Origin of the sequence: Leclercia sp. TB492 (assembly GCF_049974505.2) — a bacterium.
GTDB classification, from domain to species: domain Bacteria; phylum Pseudomonadota; class Gammaproteobacteria; order Enterobacterales; family Enterobacteriaceae; genus Enterobacter; species Enterobacter adecarboxylatus_C.
The window spans coordinates 317517-338507 of sequence record NZ_CM127572.1 but is presented as its reverse complement, the minus strand read 5'-3'; the positions used below and the strand labels follow the sequence as shown (position 1 = coordinate 338507).

The 20991-nt window shown below is 52.8% G+C and carries 17 protein-coding genes and 1 tRNA gene; 5 read left to right on the top strand and 13 right to left on the bottom strand.

Annotated elements, in window-relative coordinates; genetic code table 11:
* Window positions 1-29: 29 nt before the first annotated feature.
* Window positions 30-872 carry an AraC family transcriptional regulator gene (locus ACP4QI_RS01560; protein ID WP_285127586.1) on the bottom strand — a complete coding sequence of 281 codons (843 nt, stop codon included), beginning with the start codon at window positions 870-872 and terminating at the stop codon, window positions 30-32.
* Window positions 873-1043: 171 nt separating this feature from the next.
* On the opposite strand from ACP4QI_RS01560, the gene ACP4QI_RS01555 reads away from it, so the two are divergent.
* Window positions 1044-1119 (top strand) — tRNA-Phe (locus tag ACP4QI_RS01555).
* 148 nt (window positions 1120-1267) lie between these two features.
* A complete protein-coding gene (locus tag ACP4QI_RS01550; protein ID WP_426495415.1) occupies window positions 1268-1939 on the top strand; it encodes a hypothetical protein in 672 nt (223 codons plus the stop codon).
* Between the two features lie 174 nt (window positions 1940-2113).
* On the opposite strand, the gene ACP4QI_RS01545 is transcribed toward ACP4QI_RS01550, so the two are convergent.
* The gene (locus ACP4QI_RS01545; protein ID WP_426495414.1) at window positions 2114-3538 is read right to left on the bottom strand and encodes a DUF4832 domain-containing protein; all 1425 of its coding nucleotides are present in this window, start codon (window positions 3536-3538) and stop codon (window positions 2114-2116) included.
* A gap of 230 nt (window positions 3539-3768) precedes the next feature.
* Between ACP4QI_RS01545 and ACP4QI_RS01540 the strand changes: the two genes are divergently transcribed.
* Together ACP4QI_RS01540 and galE are read left to right on the top strand one after the other, a co-directional pair.
* Complete coding sequence (locus ACP4QI_RS01540) at window positions 3769-4695, top strand: glucosamine inositolphosphorylceramide transferase family protein (RefSeq protein ID WP_142487915.1); 927 nt, start codon at window positions 3769-3771, stop codon at window positions 4693-4695.
* Window positions 4696-4816: 121 nt separating this feature from the next.
* The gene (galE, locus tag ACP4QI_RS01535) at window positions 4817-5833 is read left to right on the top strand and encodes a UDP-glucose 4-epimerase GalE (RefSeq protein ID WP_285127593.1); all 1017 of its coding nucleotides are present in this window, start codon (window positions 4817-4819) and stop codon (window positions 5831-5833) included.
* Here the strand turns inward: galE and ACP4QI_RS01530 are convergent, their stop codons facing one another.
* The 11 genes from ACP4QI_RS01530 to proP form a co-directional block, all read right to left on the bottom strand.
* Entirely contained in the window at window positions 5834-6241 is a 408-nt protein-coding gene (locus tag ACP4QI_RS01530) for a hypothetical protein (protein ID WP_142487913.1), read from the bottom strand.
* Between the two features lie 2 nt (window positions 6242-6243).
* The gene (locus tag ACP4QI_RS01525) at window positions 6244-7356 is read right to left on the bottom strand and encodes a glycosyltransferase family 4 protein (RefSeq protein WP_426495413.1); all 1113 of its coding nucleotides are present in this window, start codon (window positions 7354-7356) and stop codon (window positions 6244-6246) included.
* A gap of 1 nt (window position 7357) precedes the next feature.
* On the bottom strand, window positions 7358-8569 hold the full coding sequence (locus tag ACP4QI_RS01520; RefSeq protein WP_156262724.1) for a glycosyltransferase family 4 protein: 1212 nt from the start codon (window positions 8567-8569) through the stop codon (window positions 7358-7360).
* On the bottom strand, window positions 8569-9567 hold the full coding sequence (locus ACP4QI_RS01515; RefSeq protein ID WP_142487910.1) for a glycosyltransferase: 999 nt from the start codon (window positions 9565-9567) through the stop codon (window positions 8569-8571). The genes ACP4QI_RS01520 and ACP4QI_RS01515 overlap by 1 nt, the downstream gene beginning before the upstream one ends.
* Window positions 9564-10940 carry a capsular biosynthesis protein gene (locus tag ACP4QI_RS01510; RefSeq protein WP_142487909.1) on the bottom strand — a complete coding sequence of 459 codons (1377 nt, stop codon included), beginning with the start codon at window positions 10938-10940 and terminating at the stop codon, window positions 9564-9566. The genes ACP4QI_RS01515 and ACP4QI_RS01510 overlap by 4 nt, the downstream gene beginning before the upstream one ends.
* Window positions 10937-12148 carry an oligosaccharide flippase family protein gene (locus ACP4QI_RS01505; RefSeq protein ID WP_142487908.1) on the bottom strand — a complete coding sequence of 404 codons (1212 nt, stop codon included), beginning with the start codon at window positions 12146-12148 and terminating at the stop codon, window positions 10937-10939. Before ACP4QI_RS01505 ends, ACP4QI_RS01510 begins: the two co-directional genes overlap by 4 nt.
* A complete protein-coding gene (locus tag ACP4QI_RS01500) occupies window positions 12145-14262 on the bottom strand; it encodes a GumC family protein (RefSeq protein WP_142487907.1) in 2118 nt (705 codons plus the stop codon). Before ACP4QI_RS01500 ends, ACP4QI_RS01505 begins: the two co-directional genes overlap by 4 nt.
* Before the next feature lie 2 nt (window positions 14263-14264).
* Window positions 14265-14822, bottom strand: a complete 558-nt coding sequence (locus ACP4QI_RS01495; RefSeq protein WP_142487906.1) for a polysaccharide biosynthesis/export family protein — start codon at window positions 14820-14822, stop codon at window positions 14265-14267.
* A gap of 1 nt (window position 14823) precedes the next feature.
* Window positions 14824-16110, bottom strand: a complete 1287-nt coding sequence (locus ACP4QI_RS01490; protein ID WP_285127600.1) for an outer membrane beta-barrel protein — start codon at window positions 16108-16110, stop codon at window positions 14824-14826.
* Entirely contained in the window at window positions 16100-17515 is a 1416-nt protein-coding gene (locus tag ACP4QI_RS01485; RefSeq protein WP_426495412.1) for an undecaprenyl-phosphate glucose phosphotransferase, read from the bottom strand. Before ACP4QI_RS01485 ends, ACP4QI_RS01490 begins: the two co-directional genes overlap by 11 nt.
* Before the next feature lie 318 nt (window positions 17516-17833).
* Window positions 17834-19336: a glycine betaine/L-proline transporter ProP gene (proP, locus tag ACP4QI_RS01480; RefSeq protein ID WP_142487903.1), complete on the bottom strand. Its 1503-nt coding sequence runs from the start codon at window positions 19334-19336 to the stop codon at window positions 17834-17836.
* 654 nt (window positions 19337-19990) lie between these two features.
* Here proP and kdgT point away from each other — a divergent pair.
* Window positions 19991-20986, top strand: coding sequence for a 2-keto-3-deoxygluconate transporter (gene kdgT / locus ACP4QI_RS01475; protein WP_142487902.1), 996 nt, complete (start codon window positions 19991-19993; stop codon window positions 20984-20986).
* Window positions 20987-20991 lie beyond the last annotated feature (5 nt).

Here is a 20991-nt window from a genome sequence, read left to right as displayed (position 1 = left end):
TCCTTTTTATCAGAGCCCTGACATTGCCGCTATTTTCTGGAAACGTCTGGAAGGTTTGTGCATAACCGACGGTAGTGGGCCGGCGTAATACGGTAAGCCCGCTGGAACCAGCGACCTAAATGGCTTTGATCGGCAAACCCCAGCGCCGCCGCCACGTCGACGGGCTGATCCCCGCGCGCCAGAAACTGCCGTGCTTTGGCCAGCCGCAGCTGTATGAGCCAGGCATGCGGCGCCAGATGAAACTCGCGCTTGAAGCAGCGGGTGAGCGTGAAGCGATCGGTGCCGGTCTCCCGGGCCAGATCGGAGAGGCCGATATTGTCGCCCAGATGAGCATAAAGATAGTCCCGGGCCCGGTGCGCTACCGCCGCGCTCTGCACCTGCGACGGTAATTTTTTGCGCCAGTGACAATGAGACGTGAGCTGCGCCAGCAGATTATCCATCGTGCTTTGCTGCACGATCTTCATTTCATCATTGTGCAGGGTCGCAAAGGTATCACCAATGGTTCGCACCAGATGCGGCTCGCGGGTCAGGGTTTGGGTGAAATGCAGGGAATAGCTGCCGGGCGTGGAATCATACAGGCCATGCAGGGTGTTGGTGAGCCAGCGTTCATCAAGGTAGAACGTCAGATAGGTGAAGCCGCCCGCGACGGGGGCGTCGCCATCGTGGATCTCGCCTGGCTCAAGCAGGAACGCATCCCCCGGATGGCTACGGTGACGCTCACGGCGGCAATGGAACTGCTGGGTGCCGCTGAGGGTGATCCCCACCAGATAGCTGTCGTGCCAGTGCGGATCGTAGGCGTGCCCTTCAAAGTGCGCCTTGATGGTTTCAATCCCCGTATCCGCATGCTGTCGCAGCTCAAGCCAGTCCTTCACTGTCGTCCCCCTTTTTCGCTGTCAGCATTGCCCGGGCTTATCTTTCTGTCTGGAAGATTTGTGCAGAATCGACGCGCAAACCGACAGATTGCCGCAATCTTAAGCAGTTGAACAGCTTTTCCCGAAATAAGGTTGACGACCGTACCTGATTGCGGTTTAATGCGCCCCGTTGCCCGGATAGCTCAGTCGGTAGAGCAGGGGATTGAAAATCCCCGTGTCCTTGGTTCGATTCCGAGTCCGGGCACCACTATTTAGAAGAACCCGCCTATGGCGGGTTTTTTGCTTTTGATTCGGCGCAATCCCGTCAACTGACCCACCCAATGCTTCCACAGTTACAACATTTCAGATAGCCTATACGGCTGGATTTCTCCCAGCGAACATTCGCAGAGATGCCCATGGGCCGCAAACATACGCCATTCACCTCTCTTTCGCGTCGAAAACGTCGGGCTAAAACCTTACACTTCAAAAATCTTATCTATCGTGAACGCGATAGGCTGGGCGGCATCTTCTATGATGAATGCGACCAGGCGGTAGCTCTCGCCAGTGGCCGCTGGACCTGGAGCGATATTATTTTTCTCAGCCAGGATCCCGCTATTTTCTGGAATGCGGAGATCATCACAGCGAATGTGGCTTTTGCCGATGCAGTAGAAGATATTGCTTTCAACGAGGCTTTTTCGAAGCTGAATGCCGCTGAAACACAGCAGGAAATGCACCTTGATTTCACACCTGACGTCAGTAGCAATGGCAAGAGATGGCTGCGCAAGCCCGCACTAAAGTACCCGCAGTTTGACGGCTTAACCTTTAATGATTTTATCGATAAACGCGCGCTGGAAATCGCACGGGATAATCCGCCAGCCATTTACTGCGGTTACCGCATCTTACCTGGATACGCTTCCGGGATTGGTTTGCAGATTGTCGTTGAGGCTGACAGATTAAACCGGGCTATGATTGAAACGGCTATTGCAGATTTTCGTACTCGTGGAGAACGTAACTGGATTTCTGATGTGCCTGCACGTGTCTGCTACTCAGATAAAACGATCTCCACGCCACTGAAAATTAAAGAATAAGCCTGCCCCGTATGTATATGACCAGGCCACGTCGGGCAAAGGAGTCCGCAGCTATCGCACGTATCAGGAAGGGAGCCGATCCCGATGGCGTTCTGTTCCCTCATTCCACTAAGCCCTATGTCTATTATTACTGAGCACAGCCCCTTCTGCGGGGCTTTTTACTGGAGCTAATCTTCAGTTAATCATCACCGACGACAGCCTATACCAGCCATCGCTCAGCTTTCCCTCGTTGGCGAGCTGAATACGCGCCTTACCGGTTTTATCCACCAGCGCCACGTCCAGCTGGTAGCGTCCTGCCGCCAGGCCAGGCGGGGTTGCCAGCTGATACACCGAGCTGTGGCTACCCGGCAGCCATTGACGAATATCATCCCCGGCGTTGCCCTGCACGACCGTGCTTCCGCGCTTGTCCTGTAAACGCCAGGCGAGGGTATAGCGCAAATATATCGGCGCCACGCCGTCGTTTGACCACTGGCTGCTGAGCGAAACGGCCTGTCCGGCACCAGCACTTGCCGGATGGGTCAGCGACACCACCCGGAAGCGATAACCGATCTTCGTCAGCGCCTTATCGAGGATATCGCGGTACACCTGCGGCACGTCGGTAGATTTCAGGTTCAGGGTGCTGGCATGCTGTGCCAGGGCCCAGTCAAAGGTGGCCTGTACCTCTTCCCGGGTATACTTCTGCTCGCTCAGCCATTCCGCCATGTGGCCGCAAATCTCCAGGCTGACGGGCGCTTTTTTCCACGCCTGGTTGAACCCCGGCCAGGCCGCCTGTGCCGCCGCAATGCGCTCCGGGTAATCATTGCCCATATGGCTCCAGCTGGGGCTAAAGTTACGCCAGTCGCCCCAGCAGTCCGCACGCCAGCCTGCCCCTCTCTTCGACGCCCAGGCCACAGAATCATAACCGTTGAGCAGCATGATTTTAGGGGTATCAGGGAAGGCACTGAAGTGCATGTCGACATAGCGATTGAGCAATTCGGGAGGGTAACGTTCCTGCAACGGCTTCAGGGTCGGGAAATTACTGTTGTGCCACTCCCCCCATGAGCCCACCATACCGATATCGATAAAGGCCAGCTCGGGGTTATTGTTATAACGCGCGCCAAAGGCCTGAAGAAGACGCTGGGCGTAGGCAATATAGGTAGGATCGTCCAGATCGGGGACAAAGGTCTTATGATCCGGCGTCCATGTGCCTTTGATCCCCTTGTTGATCAGCCATTCCGGGATCTCAGAGCCTGACTCAGGCCCGTCGAGGATCATAAAACGCAGACCAACGTTCATTGCCGGCTGATGCGCTGCCGCAGCGGCAAACCCCTCATCCACCAGCGCAAAATTGTACTGCCCTTCCCGCGGTTCAACTTCGCTCCAGTAGTAGCGACGATACTCGAGGCCCGTCGCCGGGTACTGCGCGATGCTTAGGTCCTGGTTGTGAAAACGGGCCACGCCATTGCCCGGATTGGTCAGCAGTCCGCCGATGGCTGGAGGATTCACCGTTTGCAGCGGTTCCGCACTCTCCGCCTTCGCCCACCCCGACGAGAGCGCAAGCGCCCCGGCGACCCACAACAAATACCGATTTTTTTTGCATAGCAGATCGTGTAAATGCATCAATGCCTCTTTTCCCGGGAGCGAGTATTACAGGCGCGGCTGACAAGCCCGCGCGAAAGATGACCTCATTTTATTTCATAAGATATATCCCGGACTCACCCTTTTACATTATTTATTTAAAGAAACATTGGTCATATGGTTGTTATACACATGACGTACCGCTTTTCCTCGTGCTGTTTATGACAGCACATTCTGGATTTATTCATATTTCCTCTGAGAAGCAGGATAAAATGTTTAATAAAAATAACAGGATAATCAAAAAGCTGTTCTTCCATGAGTCCTGGGACATCATGGTCATTAACAGCTATGGCCAGCACGTTTTCCCGGAGAACACGCTGGATATCCTCAGTAACGCCAAAGCACAGCAGCTTGATAAAAAATATATCTTCCAGGCCGATCCTTTTATTATTGATAAAGACGATCTGCTGTATGTTTTTTATGAAGCGTTTTCCTTCCTTAACTCAAAAGGGGTGCTGCGCTGCCGCATCCTGAATAAAGATCTGGAAGAGATTGATGACGTGAAGCTGGAAGGGTTTGATGAATTAAAATGTCATCTCTCTTTCCCGTTCCTGTTCCAGCTCGACGGTAAGCTGTTCATGATCCCGGAGTCGGCAGAACGCAAAGAGGTGATTCTGTTCCAGTCCGTCGATTTCCCCGCGCGCTGGGAAAAGGTCAAAGTGCTGGTCTCCGATATGGCCGTCACGGATAACGTCGTCTTCGAGTTGAATGGCGTCAGTTATCTGGTCTCGACGACCATGGATAACGAACTGGTTATTCATACTTCTGATGGCATTCTTGGCGACTGGAAGCTGATCTCCCCGAACCTGGATGTTTGCAACGTGCATTTCAGAGGTGCCGGCAAGCCGTACTCGATCAACAACAAAACCTACCTCTTTACCCAGGAGTGCAATCCTGATGTATACGGAAAATCCATCTTCATCAAAGAATTGACCAGCTTAACCCCGGATAAATATGAAGAAAAACTGGTGGGGAAAATAAGCGCGTCGATCAATAACAGTGATGGTATTCACACCTTAAACTTCACCGACAATTATATTGTCTACGATACCAAGCACCTGACATTCAGCCTGCTCTCTACGCTTAAAAAACTGGCGTATAAAATTATGGTCAACCACCGTAAGCGGCTGCTTAGCTAAGTGACAATATGGGGAAGTCGCACTACGCTAACCAGAGCGGCAAAATAAAACACTGTGAAAGCGCATCTCTGTTCCGGCACCTTTTTGTGCCGGCCGGCGATGGCTTTTTGGGGGATTTATTATGGCAATTCTGGTCACGGGTGGCGCAGGCTATATTGGTTCACACACGGTGCTGGCTTTACTGGAGAGAGGTGAAGATGTCGTCGTCATTGATAACCTCTCCAATGCCTCGCAGGAGTCATTAATCCGGGTCGCAGAATTAACGGGCAAACAGCCAGTGGTCTGCATCGCTGATATTCTGGATCGCGACGCGTTAAAAAAAGTTTTCGCGCAACATACCATTTCTGACGTTATCCATTTCGCCGGTCTTAAATCGGTTTCAGACTCTATTGTCCGGCCTCTCGCCTATTATGAAAATAATGTCGTCGGAACCATGGTGCTTTTGGATGAAATGCAACGTGCGGGCGTGCACAGTCTTATTTTCAGCTCATCGGCAACGGTATATGGCAACCCCGAATCCGTTCCTTTAAGCGAACAGTCCCGCACCGGCGGTACCACGAATCCGTACGGTACCTCTAAGCTGATGGTGGAGCATATTTTACGTGACTTCTCCGTTGCCGAGCCGTACTTCAGGATCGCCTGCCTGCGCTATTTCAATCCCGTTGGCGCACACCCCTCCGGGCGTCTGGGGGAGGATCCGAACGGTATCCCGAATAACCTTGTGCCCTATATTTCACAGGTGGCCATCGGCAAGCTGGCGTGCCTGACCGTCTTTGGTGATGATTATCCAACGCCGGATGGCACCGGCGTGCGTGACTATATTCACGTGATGGATCTCGCCTATGGCCACCTTGCCGCGCTGGATCATAAAGATGACGGCGAGGCGTTTAAGGCCATCAATCTCGGCACCGGGGTGGGCTATTCAGTGATTGACCTGATCAGGGCCTTTGAAAAAGCCGCGCAGACCAAAATCAACTACCGGATTGTCGGCAGGCGTTCCGGCGACGTGGCAGAGTGCTGGTCGGATTCATCGCTGGCGCGCCAGCAGCTGGGATGGCAGGCCACGCGCAACCTCGAGGAGATGATGCGCGACGCCTGGAACTGGCAGAAGAACAATCCCGGGGGCTACAGCGCCTGATTACTGATATTTCAGGTTGAGCCACCAGTCCCAAATCCCGACGTGATAGTTCTGGAAAACGTCTATGCCCAGCGCGGATTTGATCATATACAGCGTCAACAGCACGCAACACAGCAAGAACAAGGTGGCGAACAGGATCAGAAACGTCACCACGATCCGCGACAGCTTTGACTCCGGACGCGAGCGCGCACGGTGATCCCGCCCCAGTAAGAACACCATATAGAGGCGTTTGCCGAAGAAAGGAAAACTTTTACGGACATCGATGCGGTGGCGCGACGCCAGGGTAATCGTGATGATGGCGCTCTCGATCTCCTCTTTTTGCTCCGGGGTCAGCTGGGCGCTAACATCCTTATCAAGCACTTCATAAAAACGGTCGATAACAACCGGGTTTCTGGTCTTACTGGTCAATTTTAACCTATTGTTTTATCTAATCTATGGTAAATGGATACGGTTTTCCTGGCGATTTCATCCCAGTTGTAGCGCTGCAGAAAATCGCCATAATCAATCCGTGGAGAGTTCGCCCACCGGGTCATTTTGTCTGCCAGGTCAGCGACATCACCCAGCTTAAAACTGGTCTCAGCCGGTAAGCCGACCTCAAGGTTCGGCAAAATATCGCTCACCACCACCGGCAGCGAAAACGACATCGCCTCCAGCAGCGCAATAGGTAATCCCTCATGGTAAGAGGGCATCACAAACAGCGAGGCCTGTGAGAAGATGACCTGCAGCGCCTCGCCTTTTAAAAAGCCGGTCATGACGACGCCAGGCGTCTGAAACGCCAGCTGCTTCAGGTGTATGCTGTACTCCGTGTCATGATCCGCATCCCCGACCAACACCAGCGGCAGCGTCAGGCCCGACTGTTGATAAGCGGCAATGGCATCATGCATCCCCTTCTCTTCAACGAACCGCCCGACCATCACGATATAACGCCCGGGCTGCAACGCATAACGCCCGAGGATCCTGTCGATCGTCTCGTCAGCCAGCGGCGCCGGCACATTAGCGCCGTTATAAACCAGATGCGCATCATAGCGATGGTATTTCTGCTGGATCAGCTGGTTGATCACCTCAGAAATGACAATCACTTCGTTGGCATACTTCACCGCCACTTTCTCACCGAGCATCAGGATTTTTTTCGCCATCCTGCCCCACTTCTGGCGCTCGTAGTCCGGCCCATGATGGGTAAAGACCACGCGTTTGCCCAGCAGGCGTAACAGCGGCACCACGAGGCCGGGTCCGATGGCGTGAACATGCACAATATCGGATCGGTCAACAAATGTCCTCAACGCCGCAATAACAGAATGCACAATGGCTTCGAAACTGCGTTTTTTAGGTGCCCAGAGCGCCAGCGTCTCGACGTTTTTATAACTCGAGCGCCGGTAGGGCACGTAGGGAGACCGGGCAATCACGCAAATCTCCACGTCATATTGCTGCCGGATAGCCGGGTACAGGTTCTGACAATGGGTTTCGACGCCGCCTAATACATCGGGGATCCCGCGTGTACCCAATACCGTGATTTTTTTTGGCATATTATGGCCTGTCGAGCAGTTCGCGATAGAGCGACTGCAACGTTTCCATGTGCTTGCGCAGTGAGTATTTCTGGCAAAGCCTGACCCGGCCTTTCAGCCCCATCTCGTGGGCCTGCGCCGGGTTTTCCGCCATCACGTCCAGCGCATCGGCCAGATCCTGAGCGTTGCCAGGTTCAAACAGCAATCCTTCCACACCGTGACGTATCTGCTCCGGGATCCCGCCAATGCGGGCCCCTACCACCGCCCGGGCGAATGACATCGCCTCCAGCACCGCCATGGAGCAGTTTTCATAACACTCTGATGGCAGCACCACGGCCCGGGCGTTTTGAATCAGCGCATCCAGCGCCGGACCCTGTTGCACATAGCCGAGGAACTCCGCGTTGGGATAGTCCACCACCATCTCGTCATACAGCGGCCCGTGGCCGACGATTTTTAACGGCATTTTATTGCGCATTAACTGATGCGCCCGGGTCAGGGTCGGAACCCCTTTCTCCGGACTCAGGCGCCCGACGTACAGCAGATAACCCTGATCCGCACCCGCCTCTGGCGTGTGGCTGTCGTCTATACCGTTCACAATCACATCGATGCGGGAATCCGGGAGCGAGCGTTTCAGCTCGTTACGCAGAAACTCGCTCGGGGAGACAATCACGTCCAGCGCCTGATAATTTTGCGCGATGTACTGCCAGGTCGCTTCTAACGACAGCAGCAGACTCTTCGCCGCCGAGCCCTCCTGACAGCGATAGCGAAACGCATTAAATACGCTGCCCGTCACGCACGCATCGCACACTTTGCCGTCGCGCAGCATCGAGTACGACGGGCACATAATCTTATAGTCGTGGGCGGTTAAGACGGTTCTACAGCCGAAGTCCCGGGCAACCTTGATCAGAGCCGGGGTCAGCTGGTGATAGATATTGTGGAAATGGACGATCTCCGGGCGCGTCTGCTCCAGCAGCGCCTGCATTTTTTTACAGGCTTCGCGGTTGTGAATAAAGCTGATGGCGGTCTTCACCCCCGCCAGCAGCCCGCCCTCTTTGTGATAATCGACATTGCTGACGAAGTAGTCGGCATAGTCAGACGGAAAGTTCTTCTCATGCTGCATGGAGAAATCGATCACCTCCACACCGGCCTCTTTCAGCATATTGCGTTCCTGAAAATAGACCGTCTCCGCTCCTCCCTTGATAAAGAAGAACTTATTCACCAGTAAGACTTTCATTACTCTACCTGTTCATGAATAACTTTATTGTCCGGCGGAACCCGGGGATCGCGCTGCGGGTGGAAAAGACCTTTCACCAGCCCGGCAGAGAGCACGGCAAGGTTGATTACGCTATTCAGGCCGTTTTTTAATGAGCGGTTCTGAATGGTTTTTAGCAGGATAAAGGCCAGCAGCGGCAGCAGCGCGATATCAATCAGGCTGACGTCGAAGGTGAAAAATGCAATCAGCACGATGAAGATGTAACTCGCAAAGATCACTTCGTTTTTCACCAGCATCAGCGCATCGCGGAACCAGGGTTTACCCCACGCGCTGCGCAACAGCTCACCGGGCGCCTGATGGAAGCCGCTTTTCCAGCGATAGCGCAGCATCCTGAAGGTCGGCATCGTATAGGAGGTATGACGAAAATAGGGTACGTTCAGGCGATGGAGTTTATAGCCTGCGGTCAGCAGGCGAATGCCTAACTCCGCCTCTTCATAGGCGTGCAGGCTGCGGTTGGTGAGATAACCAATATCGGCAATCGCCGACAGACGATAAAGGCCGCCGCCGCCCAAATGATCGTTATCGCCCAGCGGGTAGATTTTATTGATGCGCTGCTTGCGGGAGGTAAATTCATAGTTTGAGGCGTCGTCCATCTCCACCGTACCGGCCACGCCAGCGTACGTCGGGTTGTTCTGCAGAAACGCCACCGCATGATCGATAAAACCGGGCTCCAGCTCCATGTCGCCATCCATCAGCAGGATAAACTCCCCTTCGCTGTGAAGGTAGCCCAGCTGATGCCCGACACCGCAGCTGCGGTCCGCCGGTTCGGTTAACGACACCACCATCACCCCTTTATCGCTGGCCAGCTGCTGGGTGTTGTCCGTTGAAAGACTGTCAGCAACAATAATTTTATGCGGATACTCACCGATCTGGCTGCGAATACTGTCGATGGTTTTCTCAATACACTCGGCTTCGTTAAAGGTTTTGATACTTACGGTAATAAAGGGTTTGTACATCAATAGTGCCCCGTATAACGGCGTACGGTCCGGCGAATAATCAAACTGGAACCTAACGACATGTAAAACAAGAACTGCAACATCGGCGTGATCATCATTATCTGGCTGTACGGCAGGCTGAGCAGACAGGCAATGGCGAAGACGTTAAACGCTGGCGCGAAACTCAGAAGGTGAACGTCAGGCGCATCAAGCTGTTCAACCGACAGCACCGGTTCGGGCCGGGCCGCCTTCAGGGTGTAGATAATCAGGCCCACAAACAGCAGGGTCCCCACCACACCGACTTCCCATAGCAACATACTCAGGGAAGTACTATCGAGATACAGGTTGTAATACTGATGCAGGAAGCCCGGCGAGACGGAACTGCCGCTGTTGGTGGCGTTCAGGCCATAGCCGAACAGCGTTCCCGGCAGCCCCGACAGATCGTTATGCTGTATCCAGAACAGCAGGGAGGTGAATCGTCCCACTTCCCCGCCCGGCGTAATGAAATCGGGATCGAAGATGTAGTCCATGGAACCGAGGAAGACTTCAAAAGGGTTATCCGCCGTGTCGCCGCCATAGGCTGACGAGTAGGAGTAGGCCAGGGCGATGACCGCCACCACGATCAGCAGCGCCATGCCGATCAGAATAGAGAGCAGCACGGTTAAGTTGACTTTGCTTGCCTCTTTAACCCAGGAGGGCGTCAGCCACACCCAGCCCAGCAGCAGCGGCGACAGCAGGATCACGAATTTCACTTCGCCAATAATGCACATCACAAACCCCAGCACGATATGCAGCGCCATAGATTTAAAGCTGGTCAGCCCATGCTTATATTCCGAGACTTTCAGCAGCATGATCAGCAGACAGAACAGCCCCATAGCGGCCGTGTTACCGCCCCCCATAGGATCGCCGCCAAAGGTCCCCACTACGGAGTCCCATTTCTCGCCCTCGCCATACAGCGCCACACGCTCCGGCAGGACAAAGATCAGCTGGTAAATGGCCACCGGGAACTGAATATAAAAGACCCAGTACAGCGCGCGAGTCACCTGATAGATCTGCGATTCCCGGCAGAACCCGAGCAGCAGGCAGACCATCACCAGCGATAGCCCAATTTCGTTTTTGAACCCGACGAGGGTAATCAGCGCCCCGCCCTGGAAGAGCGTTGAAATGACGGACAGCACGATAAAGGCGCCATACAGCGTCAGAATGATGGCCTCCTGGGCATCCAGCCGCAGGGGTTCATCGCGGGTCTGCAATACCAGGAAACCGGCCATCAGCAGCGTCATGACAAAGGGCAGCCACAGTACCGCCAGCTCACCGGTAAAATACTGCACCAGCCCGCAGAAGATCAGGGTAAACAGCGCGAAGGTCTGTAAATAATGTCCGGTATTAAGATTCATGATGCCACTGACCCGTTTTTCAGAATGTCGGCGCGCTTATTCACCTTCAGATAGATGAAGGCGTAGCGAATGAACGTCAGAATCGAAAATAAGATGATGGAGGTCGCATAGTCATTGTAGAGATACGGCACGACGACAAACGCGATGACCACGATCGCCAGTTGCTCAAGCTGGATCCGCAGGAAATAGCGGTGCGAGCCGAAAATCAGCTCTATCACCGTCAGCGGACAGACCGCCAGCGCCGGGAACAGGTACGGCAGCATATAGCGCGAGGTGGGTACAGAGGCAATCCACTCCTCGCTGAAACCCAGATTCATCACAATCGGATAGAAGATAAATACGCCCAGCGTGCAGACCACGCCCAGCACCAACAGCAGCAGACGGACCTTCGTGTACTCTTCGTAGTTGAAGATGTTGTTTCTGAAATCAATCGACCACTTCGAGAAAATGGTATTGCGCACCGCATTGCCGATAATCACCACCGGGGCCAGGCAGAAGCGGCTGACCACCGAAAAGTAACCCGCCGTTAAGGCCGAGAACCAGAAGTTGATCAGCATAATCGGCAGGTTGTTGCTCGCCATCGCCAGCACCTCTGCACTGCCCACCTTCGTGACGTGATGAATATTTTTTTTCAGGAACGCCAGGTTACTGGAGGGCCGCAGGTGATGCAGGGTGATAGAGCGAATATCAAATGTCCGCAGGATGCAGGCGCTGGTCAGCACCATCATCAGGATCGCCCACATCCAGTAAAATGCCATCACCTGTTGGGTGAGCAGGACAGAGACTACCACCACTACCGAGACGGAGATGCGCTGGACCACCAGAAAGCGAAAGTTCGCCGTACGCAGCGACAGGTTTTCTGCCACCAGCACCCAGGTATTCGAGAGCGTAAGCAGGTAAAGGAACAGCACATTCTGATGAAACAGCCAGCCCGTCAGCACGGCATAGGGGATGGCAATCGTCAGGCTTTGCAGGAGACAAAACACCACGTTCTGGGCCAGTTCGTCATCCTGCTGCCGGGGAATTAACAGCTGCGAGGCAAAGGTGCATACCTGTGCCCCGATCAGGGCAATACTGTAATTGAGCGCGTAGAGCCCCACTTCGCCAAGATCGTACTTATGCGAAATGAGCCAGATCGACAGGGCGCCAATCAGTTGTGAAATAACTGATGACCCCGCGATCGTGGAAGCGCTCCTGAGCAGACTCATGCCCGGCCTGTGTTATTCATCAGTTCATGCGTATGGTAGTTAAGTGAACGCAGCCCCTCTTTGCTCTCCAGGTTTTTATCCACCACCTGATTCAGCACCCCACCAATCACCACGCAGCGATTGCTGACGGCTTTATCAATGGCATGTCCAACGGTGTCGGCACTGTTCTGGCCCGCTTTCAGGACGAAGATCAGACCGTCCGTCACCTGGCTCACCAGCTGCACTTCCTGGCTCTGATTCACCGCGGCCACATCAATGATGATGCGCTGGTAACGGCTGCGCAGCGTCCCGAGCAGCGGTTTCAAGCGTTCGGGCGACAGCAGCAACAGCGCAGAGACCGGCGTATTGCCGCGCGGCAGGAAGTCGAGCTTATCGTTGACCTTCACCAGCACGCTGTCGGTATCGCTGTCGCCGCGCAGGACTTCCGCCACGCCCGGCGCCTTCGGTGAGCCCAGCTCGCCCGACAGACCGTCATTGTTGAAGAAGTCCATGTCGATCAGCAGCGTTTTCTGGTCAAAGCTAAAGGAGTTCGCCAGCAGGTTCGCCAGTAGCGTCCGCCCCTCTCCGGCTTCCGCCGACGTAACGGCAATAACCTGCAACGGGTGACTGCTCAGCATGATCTGCGTGCGCATGCTGTGAATGATGTCGGCATTCAGCGGATCGCTGGTAATCAGATCGCGGATCTTGCCTCGCCCTCCCACGCCCTTAAAGCGGCGGATCTCACCCAGCGGCACCAGGTTAAGGCGCTTTTGCATCTGGCTGAGGGTGTTCACTGAGCGATCCGTGGCGGCTTTCACCATGACGTACATCACGTAGAAGAGCATCACCAGCAGCACGATCATCAGCATCAGCAGCGGTTTATTTGGCTTAACAGGACGCGCGGCGGGCACGGCAGGATCGTAGAGCTCCGCGTCAGCATCGGTATAGGTGCCCGGCAGCGTCAGCTCCTGCGTACGCTGGTAGATCACCTTGTACATCTCTTCCGTCTTATCCAGCGCCAGCTTCAGCTCGTTGTAGCCTTCGCGCTTCATCGACAGCCGCTGGAAGTTCTCTCTCTGCTCATCCAGCTGCTTCTGGTAATTTTTTTCATCCGCCACCGCCGCCTCGTAGTTCTGGCGTAATCCGGCCTCCTGCTCTCTGAGCGTCATCGCCGTTTGCGCCTGGATTGCGCCGATACGCGCCCGGGCCTGGATCACTTTGTCATGCTGCGGTCCGTAGGTTTTCTCCAGTTGCGAAAGCTCGCTGTTCGCCTGGATCAACGCAATGCGTAAATCCTGGATCTGGGCATGATTTGAAATCGACGGCAGCGAGATGGCCTTACCGCCACCGGAACGCACTTCGTTATAGATAGATTCTGCCGCCACCCGGCGTTCGGTAGCATTTGCCAGCCGGTTGGTGACAATGCCCATCTGTTCAGTTTCAAAACCGTCAACGCCGCGGAAGGTCAGTAACCCCGCTTTCGCCAGATAGTTATCCAGCGCCGTTTTTTGCTGGATCATTTGCTCCTTGAGCAGCGCCAGCTTGTGCTGGGTATCTTCACTGGCCTGCAGCGTTTTCTGCTGCTTGAGCCCCAGGCTGTAATTGATAAACGACTCGGCCACCCCGTTGGCAACGTCTGCCGACAGCTGCGGGGAGGTGGACTCATACGAGACGGTGGCAAGATGGGTGGTACGCACGCTGTTAATGGTGAGGTTTTTACCTAACGTCTTGAGCGCATTTTCAACCCGCTGCTGCTCGTTCTCTTTCCCCGTTGCACCATCGTCGCCCCCGTTGAAAGCCGGATTTTGATCCAGCTTCAGGGTACGCACCGCCTGTTCCAGCACCACGCGCGACTGCATCAGCGCGTTTTGGGTTTCGTAGTAGCCGTTACGGGTGGAGTCATACCCCTCAACCTTCTGGAAAGGGGTCACATTATCGGGCTGGGCTTTAAGCAGGACCGTTGCCGTAGAGACATATTTTGACGGCATCAAACTCATTAGTGGCCAGGCAATCGCCCCGGCAATGACGCCGGAGAGAATGATTTTCCAGGAGTTCTTTTTAATTTCACTGGCAAATCTGGAGATATCGATAGCGCTTTCTCGCTTTTTGCCATTTTCCACTATTGATAGTTTCATGGTCAGAAGAACCCTATGCCAATAATTACGAGATCACCGGGGAGCACGGAGTGAGTCACATCAACATTTTCGAGTAACTCGCCAGTGGATGATTGTCGAATACTAAGGTCACTGCGGTCTGCACGGTCGGTATATCCTCCGCCTAAGGCGATAGCTTTTTCCACGGTCAGCCCTGGTTCATAGGCATAACCATTGGGATTCTCGATCTCACCAGAGATATAGAATTTGCGGAATTCAGCAATATTCACGGTCACCATGGGATTGAGCACAAACCCTTTGCGCAGGCGTTGCGTAATCTCTGCATCAACCTGACTTGCGGTTTTGCCCTTTAATTCCAGCTTGCCAATATAGGGGTAATTAATAGCCCCACTATTATCAAGTACTACCTTCATGGTCAGGTCAGGTTGACCGGCAACGTTAATGTTGACGGTATCGCCAGAGCCCAGTAAATAATTTGCTGTATCAACCACGCTATTGTCCATTAACGTCGGCTGTGGTGATTTGCAGCCGGCGAAAACAACGCTGAGGAGTAAAAACGCGCACAGTTTCATTATTTTCATTTTAAATCTGAACCTTAGCTGTAAGCATAATCAAAGATTGATCATAGCCCAACGTTTCAGTCACTACGCGGTCATCGTTGGGGCCGATGGTAAACGTATCTGTATCTTTATTAGACTTAAGCGTATCAAGATGATATTCCACACCAAAGTTAATCGATGGTGTGAGGTCATAACCTACGATAAATGAAAACACGCCATTCTTGTCGTGACGATCCTTGTCCTGATCTTTGTAGTCTTCTGTAATGTATGCATAATCAAGCAACGTCGTTAAACGGTTGTTCATCCATAGATGTTTGTAAGAAATACCGTATTCCGTTACTAAATTATATCCTCCCGCTTCGGAAGGGTCCTTAATACTTTGGGATGTTCTTAATGTAAAAAGTGACTGTTGCAAAGGTCTCCATTCACCCAGAATATCCCAGTTAATCCCGTTGAAATCCTTCGACCCGGGGTTATTTTCAAAGGTTTTATAGAGCCACGACACGTTCGCATCGACGTTTGTTTTGCCCGTTAGCTGCGATTGAACGCCGTATCGCAAATAATATTCATTACTGTCTTTTTCTGACGCATGGCCATAACGAAACTGGTTGGTAATAAAACTATAGCGAAAACGCGTCTTAGATGTGTACTGATCGAAAATTTCTGCAATCAGCGTATTTTCGTCCCACTCCTGCTCATCGATATATTCTGCAAAGTCCGCATCCTGGCTTTCAACCTGACCGGTATTGCCAAAGGTCCACTTGCGGTGCATCAACGCCAGGTCTGCTCTTCCACGTCCGTCCGGCGCACCATAACTATAGCGTAGCTCGCTGTTGAATAGATTGGTGGTTAAGGGTGACTTGACGCCAAATTGCCGGAACTGTTCCGGCAGGAACCCTTCCGTCACGCCGCGCCCGCGTGCCTCATGGCCGAGTGAATCTTCGAGATTCAGGGTCAGGCCATGCATCAAACCAAAGCGCCAGTCGCCTTTGAAGCGGAAAACGTGGTCATCGTAATCATCCGCAGAATCGCTGGAGTAGTGACGATAGTCCCCGGAGTACATCAGCAGATACTTATCCTGCCCACGTTCCCCGTTCAGGCTGATAACGGGCTTGAGGCTCTGGAAGTCGGAGCCTTTCGCGTCGCTGTCATCGTGCTGGTAAGTCACGTTATCGTTGTGCCCATAATCAGCAGCGACGTTGCTCTGAAAGTCGATGCCCGCAAAGCCGATGTGTGATTTTGGCGTTAATTCTGCCAGGGCGACCGGAGACGCTATAATCCCAGCGATAATAATAATTTTAGTATGCATTCTTACCGACAAATCCCTTAAAAATGGTTTTAATGATGATTTTTATATCTAACCAAAAGGACCAGTTCTGAATATATTCAATGTCGTACTGGACTCGCTTTTCCATTTTGTATAGCGCATCAATTTCGCCACGATAGCCATTAATTTGCGCTAAACCTGTGATCCCAGGCTTTACTTTATGGCGAATCATGTAGTTTTCGACCTGCTTACGGTAAAGCTCGTTGTGCGCCACAGCGTGCGGCCGTGGACCGACAATAGACATATTCCCCTGTATTACATTAATGAATTGCGGCAGCTCATCCAGAGATGTCCGACGTAAGAATGCGCCAAAGCGGGTGACCCGAGGATCGTCCCGTGTCGCCTGTACCACCGTGTCGGTATTTTCCATCACCTTCATCGTCCGGAACTTCCAGACTTTAATCTTCTGCCCGCTCAGGCCATAGCGATCCTGTTTGAAGAAAACAGGCCCACGTGAAGTGAGTTTGATACCTATAGCAATAGCGATCATTAACGTGGCAATCATTACCATAATCACGCTGCCCAATACCAGATCTTCTGCTCGTTTTATAAACGACCCGCCCCCGTCCAGCGGGGAGGTAAAAATACCAATGGTCTGCAGGTTGTGGATGGAACGGATCTGGGAGGTATTAGTGCTGTAGGCGTAAAAGTCCGGCACAATATAGGTGTTGACCGTGGTATCAGACATCATCGCCAGAAAATGGCGGATGCGCTCCAGGGCCACCATCGGCAGGGCAATATAGATCTCGTCGACTCTGCTGGCTTTGGCTTCTTCAACCAGCTTGATCACCGGCCCGTTATAGGGGCTGGTAATTCTGGTGGCCAGTTCGCCGAGCCGCTCAGGACCGCGTTCATCGTAGAAGGCCAGGTCCAGCTGCACATCAGAGTACTCCAGGCGCAGCGCCCGTTCAGCCGCCAGGCCGTTATCCGTAATGCCGATAATAGCCACCCTTATTTTCTTTTTTGCCGACAGCTTGAAAATAATCAGACGGACGACGTAGAGAAAAGGGATCGGCGAGGCATACCAGAGCGGCATAGCAGGTATATTACGCACATCGATAAAGCTGACGTAGCCCAGAGCGTATAATTTCGCGAACAGCAGACGCACCAGGCCGATAAAAAGAATGGCAAAAAAAGCCGTCAGAAAGAGGCGTCTTTGGTTACGCAACTTGTTGTTTTTAGGACGATAGAGATAGCACTGCGTGTATTCACCAAACAGTAAAAAAGCGGTGGAGTACAATAAGCTGATCAAAATTACAGTATCGAAAGACTCCATTTTCAACACCCACCCACTCAGCATTAAAATTAAATTAATTGAGAAAAAATCAATTAATTTAATGAATACCGAGTATCCTCCATGGGTAATCTTTTGCGAATTTCTCAGCATGTCCAGACCTACTTATAATTAAGCTTGGTATTATTTTTTTGTTGTACTAATTGCATAAGCAAAGAGTTTAGAAAATAAAATGCTGTTTCATGCAAGGGAGAGTGACAGGGATTGCCAACACCCTGTGTAATGCCTGCGTTTACAACTATGTCGGTGTAAAACTCAGCATACACACCCCTAATAGAGAAGAAAGCGTCGATTTTATAGAGACATCCGCTTATATACAGCGTAAGCACTATTCAATAAAACCGCCAATAAACTTTCGTTGTATTCCATTTGGATATGAAAAAAAAACCCGGCCGAAGCCGGGTTTTTTATTTACTCATTTATGCGGGGATGTTGATCGACCAGTCTGGAACGCTTCGCCTGTAGCTCGGCAATTTCAGCATCGATATCTTCTATCTTCTGCTCAATGTTGTCGTGGTGCTCGCGGAGGATCTCTTTGGCTTCCTGAAGGTCAGACGCAGCAGGCGTCGCCCCTTTCAGCGGCAGGTTCGCCGTCTCTTTCATGTAAATACCGGTAATCAGGCCAATCACCGCAATCACCATCAGATAGTAGGCAGGCATCATCAGGTTCTGGGTGCTCTCCACCAGCGAGGCTGCCAGCGTAGGCGTCAGACCGGCAATCAGTACCGAGATGTTAAAGGCCGCCGCCAGCGCGCTGTAACGGATATGCGTCGGGAACATCGCCGGCAGCGTCGAGGCCATCACGCCAATAAAGCAGTTGAGGATCACCGCCAGCATCAGCAGGCCGGCAAAAATCAGGCCGATCACATCACTGTTAATCATGATGAAGGCCGGGATAGCCAGCACAAAGAGCGCGATACTGCCGAAGATAATGAATGGACGACGTCCGAAGCGGTCGCTCAGCAGGCCCATGATCGGCTGCACAAACAGCATCCCCACCATGATGGCGATAATGATCAGCACACCGTGATCTTCTGAGTAGTGCAGGTTGTGCGACAGGTAGCTCGGCATGTAGGTCAGCAGCATGTAATAGGTCACGTTGGTGGAGATCACCAGACCAATACAGGTCAGCAGGCTACGCCAGTGGCGAGTCGCGATCTCTTTGAACGAGACTTTCGGTCCATCCTGCAGACCTTCGCGATCGCCCTGCTCCAGCTTTTCAACATGCTGCTGGAACGCCGGGGTCTCTTCTAACGCGTGACGCAAATAGAGGCCAATCAGCCCCAGCGGCAGCGCCAGGAAGAACGGAATACGCCAGCCCCAGGAGAGGAAGTTCTCTTCGCCCACCACGGTGGAGAGCAACACCACCACGCCCGCACCCAGCACGAACCCGGCAATAGAACCGAAATCAAGCCAGCTGCCCATAAAGCCGCGCTTACGGTCCGGAGAATATTCGGCAACAAAAATTGACGCGCCGGTATATTCACCCCCCACCGAGAAGCCCTGGGCCATCTTACACAGCAGCAGCAGGATCGGCGCCCAGATGCCTATGCTCGCATACGACGGTATCAGGCCGATACAGAACGTACTTACCGACATAATCACTATCGTGATAGCGAGGATTTTCTGGCGACCATACTTGTCCCCCAGCATCCCGAAGAACAGCCCCCCTAACGGGCGGATAAGGAAAGGAACAGAGAACGTCCCGAGCGCGGCAATCATCTGCACGCTGGGATCGGCACCAGGGAAGAAGACTTTACCCAGCGCGTAGGCCACGAAGCCATACACACCGAAATCGAACCATTCCATCGCATTACCGAGCGAGGCGGCGGTGATCGCTTTGCGCAGTTTCCCGTCATCAATAATGGTGACGTCGCGCAGGGTGATCGGTTTAACTTTTTTCCTTTTTAGCATGGCTATCCTCGTTGACTAAGCCCAGTCCTCACCACAGCGCCTAAAAAGTGCGCTCTGTGGAACCCGGGAAGCGCCTCATGCGCATTCTCCTTTCTCAAGCGTAGCAGGTTTACTTACACTGACCTTTCGGAGCGGTACAACCGAACCTGTGACGCCTGTCTGGGCTGTTAATGATGCCTTTACCCTACCAGCGTTTATATTTGTGATCAACTTCACATATATTTTTAAGGTTTCTAACAGAAGTGTCAAAAGTGTAAATACAGCGTAATGCGTTGTTTCTTATACCCGGCGCTGAAAATATTCTTTCAGGCGTTATTATTTGCTACCAAATCAAAAAAAACGACATTTTTTTACAATGCATTCACAGCCATTTTAATAATCAAGAAGCAAATATCATGTTTCCTTAAAATATGTGATGGAGATAACTAAAACACTGTTTTATTTTCATTGAATCATCATTCCAACGATCGCATCATAAGCCCGTCAAAACGAGTCTGGTGACCTTCAAGCGAAGGTTTAAAAAGCCAAACTGGTTATATCTGCTGTATGAACGACGAATCGCCTGACGCATCTTTGTCACAATTCGTTGAATTCATTAGATTATTAAATATCACTTGTCCGCGGGCGATGCGTGATGAGATGTGAGGGTTAATGATGAAGATTAAAGCCGCGATTGAACGCATCCCCGGAGGGATGATGCTGGTACCGCTGGTACTGGGTGCAATTTTAAATACCTTAGCACCTAATACCGGAGCCTATTTTGGTGGTTTCACCAAAGGCATGATTACCGGGACAGTTCCGATTCTGGCGGTATGGTTCTTCTGTATCGGCGCCTCCATTAATTTACGGGCAACGGGCACAGTATTACGTAAATCCGGTACGCTGGTGATTACCAAAATTGCCGTAGCCTGGATTGTGGCGATGGTTTGCGCCATGTTTATCCCGGAAAATGGTATTCAGACCGGCTTCTTCGCTGGCCTCTCCGTGCTGGCGATCGTCTCTGCAATGGACATGACCAACGGCGGCCTGTATGCCAGCCTGATGAACCAGTACGGCACCAAAGAAGAGTCCGGCGCCTTCGTTCTGATGTCTCTGGAATCTGGCCCGCTGATGACCATGCTGATCCTCGGCTCCGCCGGTCTGGCCTCCTTTGAACCACACCACTTTGTCGGCGCCGTCCTGCCGTTCCTGATCGGTTTTGCCCTCGGCAACCTCGACCACGATCTGCGTGACTTCTTCAGCAAAGCGACCCCGGTTCTGATTCCGTTCTTCGGCTTCGCGCTGGGTAACACCATCAACCTGAACGTGATTCTGGATACCGGCCTGCTGGGTATCGTGCTGGGTGTGGCGGTTATCATCATCACCGGTATCCCGCTGATTATTGCCGACCGTGTAATCGGTGGAGGGAATGGTACTGCGGGTGTCGCCGCCTCGTCCGCAGCGGGTGCTGCCGTGGCGAACCCGGTCATTATCGCCCAGATTAACCCGGCCTTCGAACCGGTTGCCGCTTCCGCTACCGCGCTGGTTGCCGCAAGCGTCATCGTGACGGCGATTCTGGTGCCGATTATTACCGCCCTGTATGCCAAACGCTTTGGTAAGGTCCCAGAAAATACCGCGGAACAGAGCCCGGTTGAATCACTGCACCACTAATACGT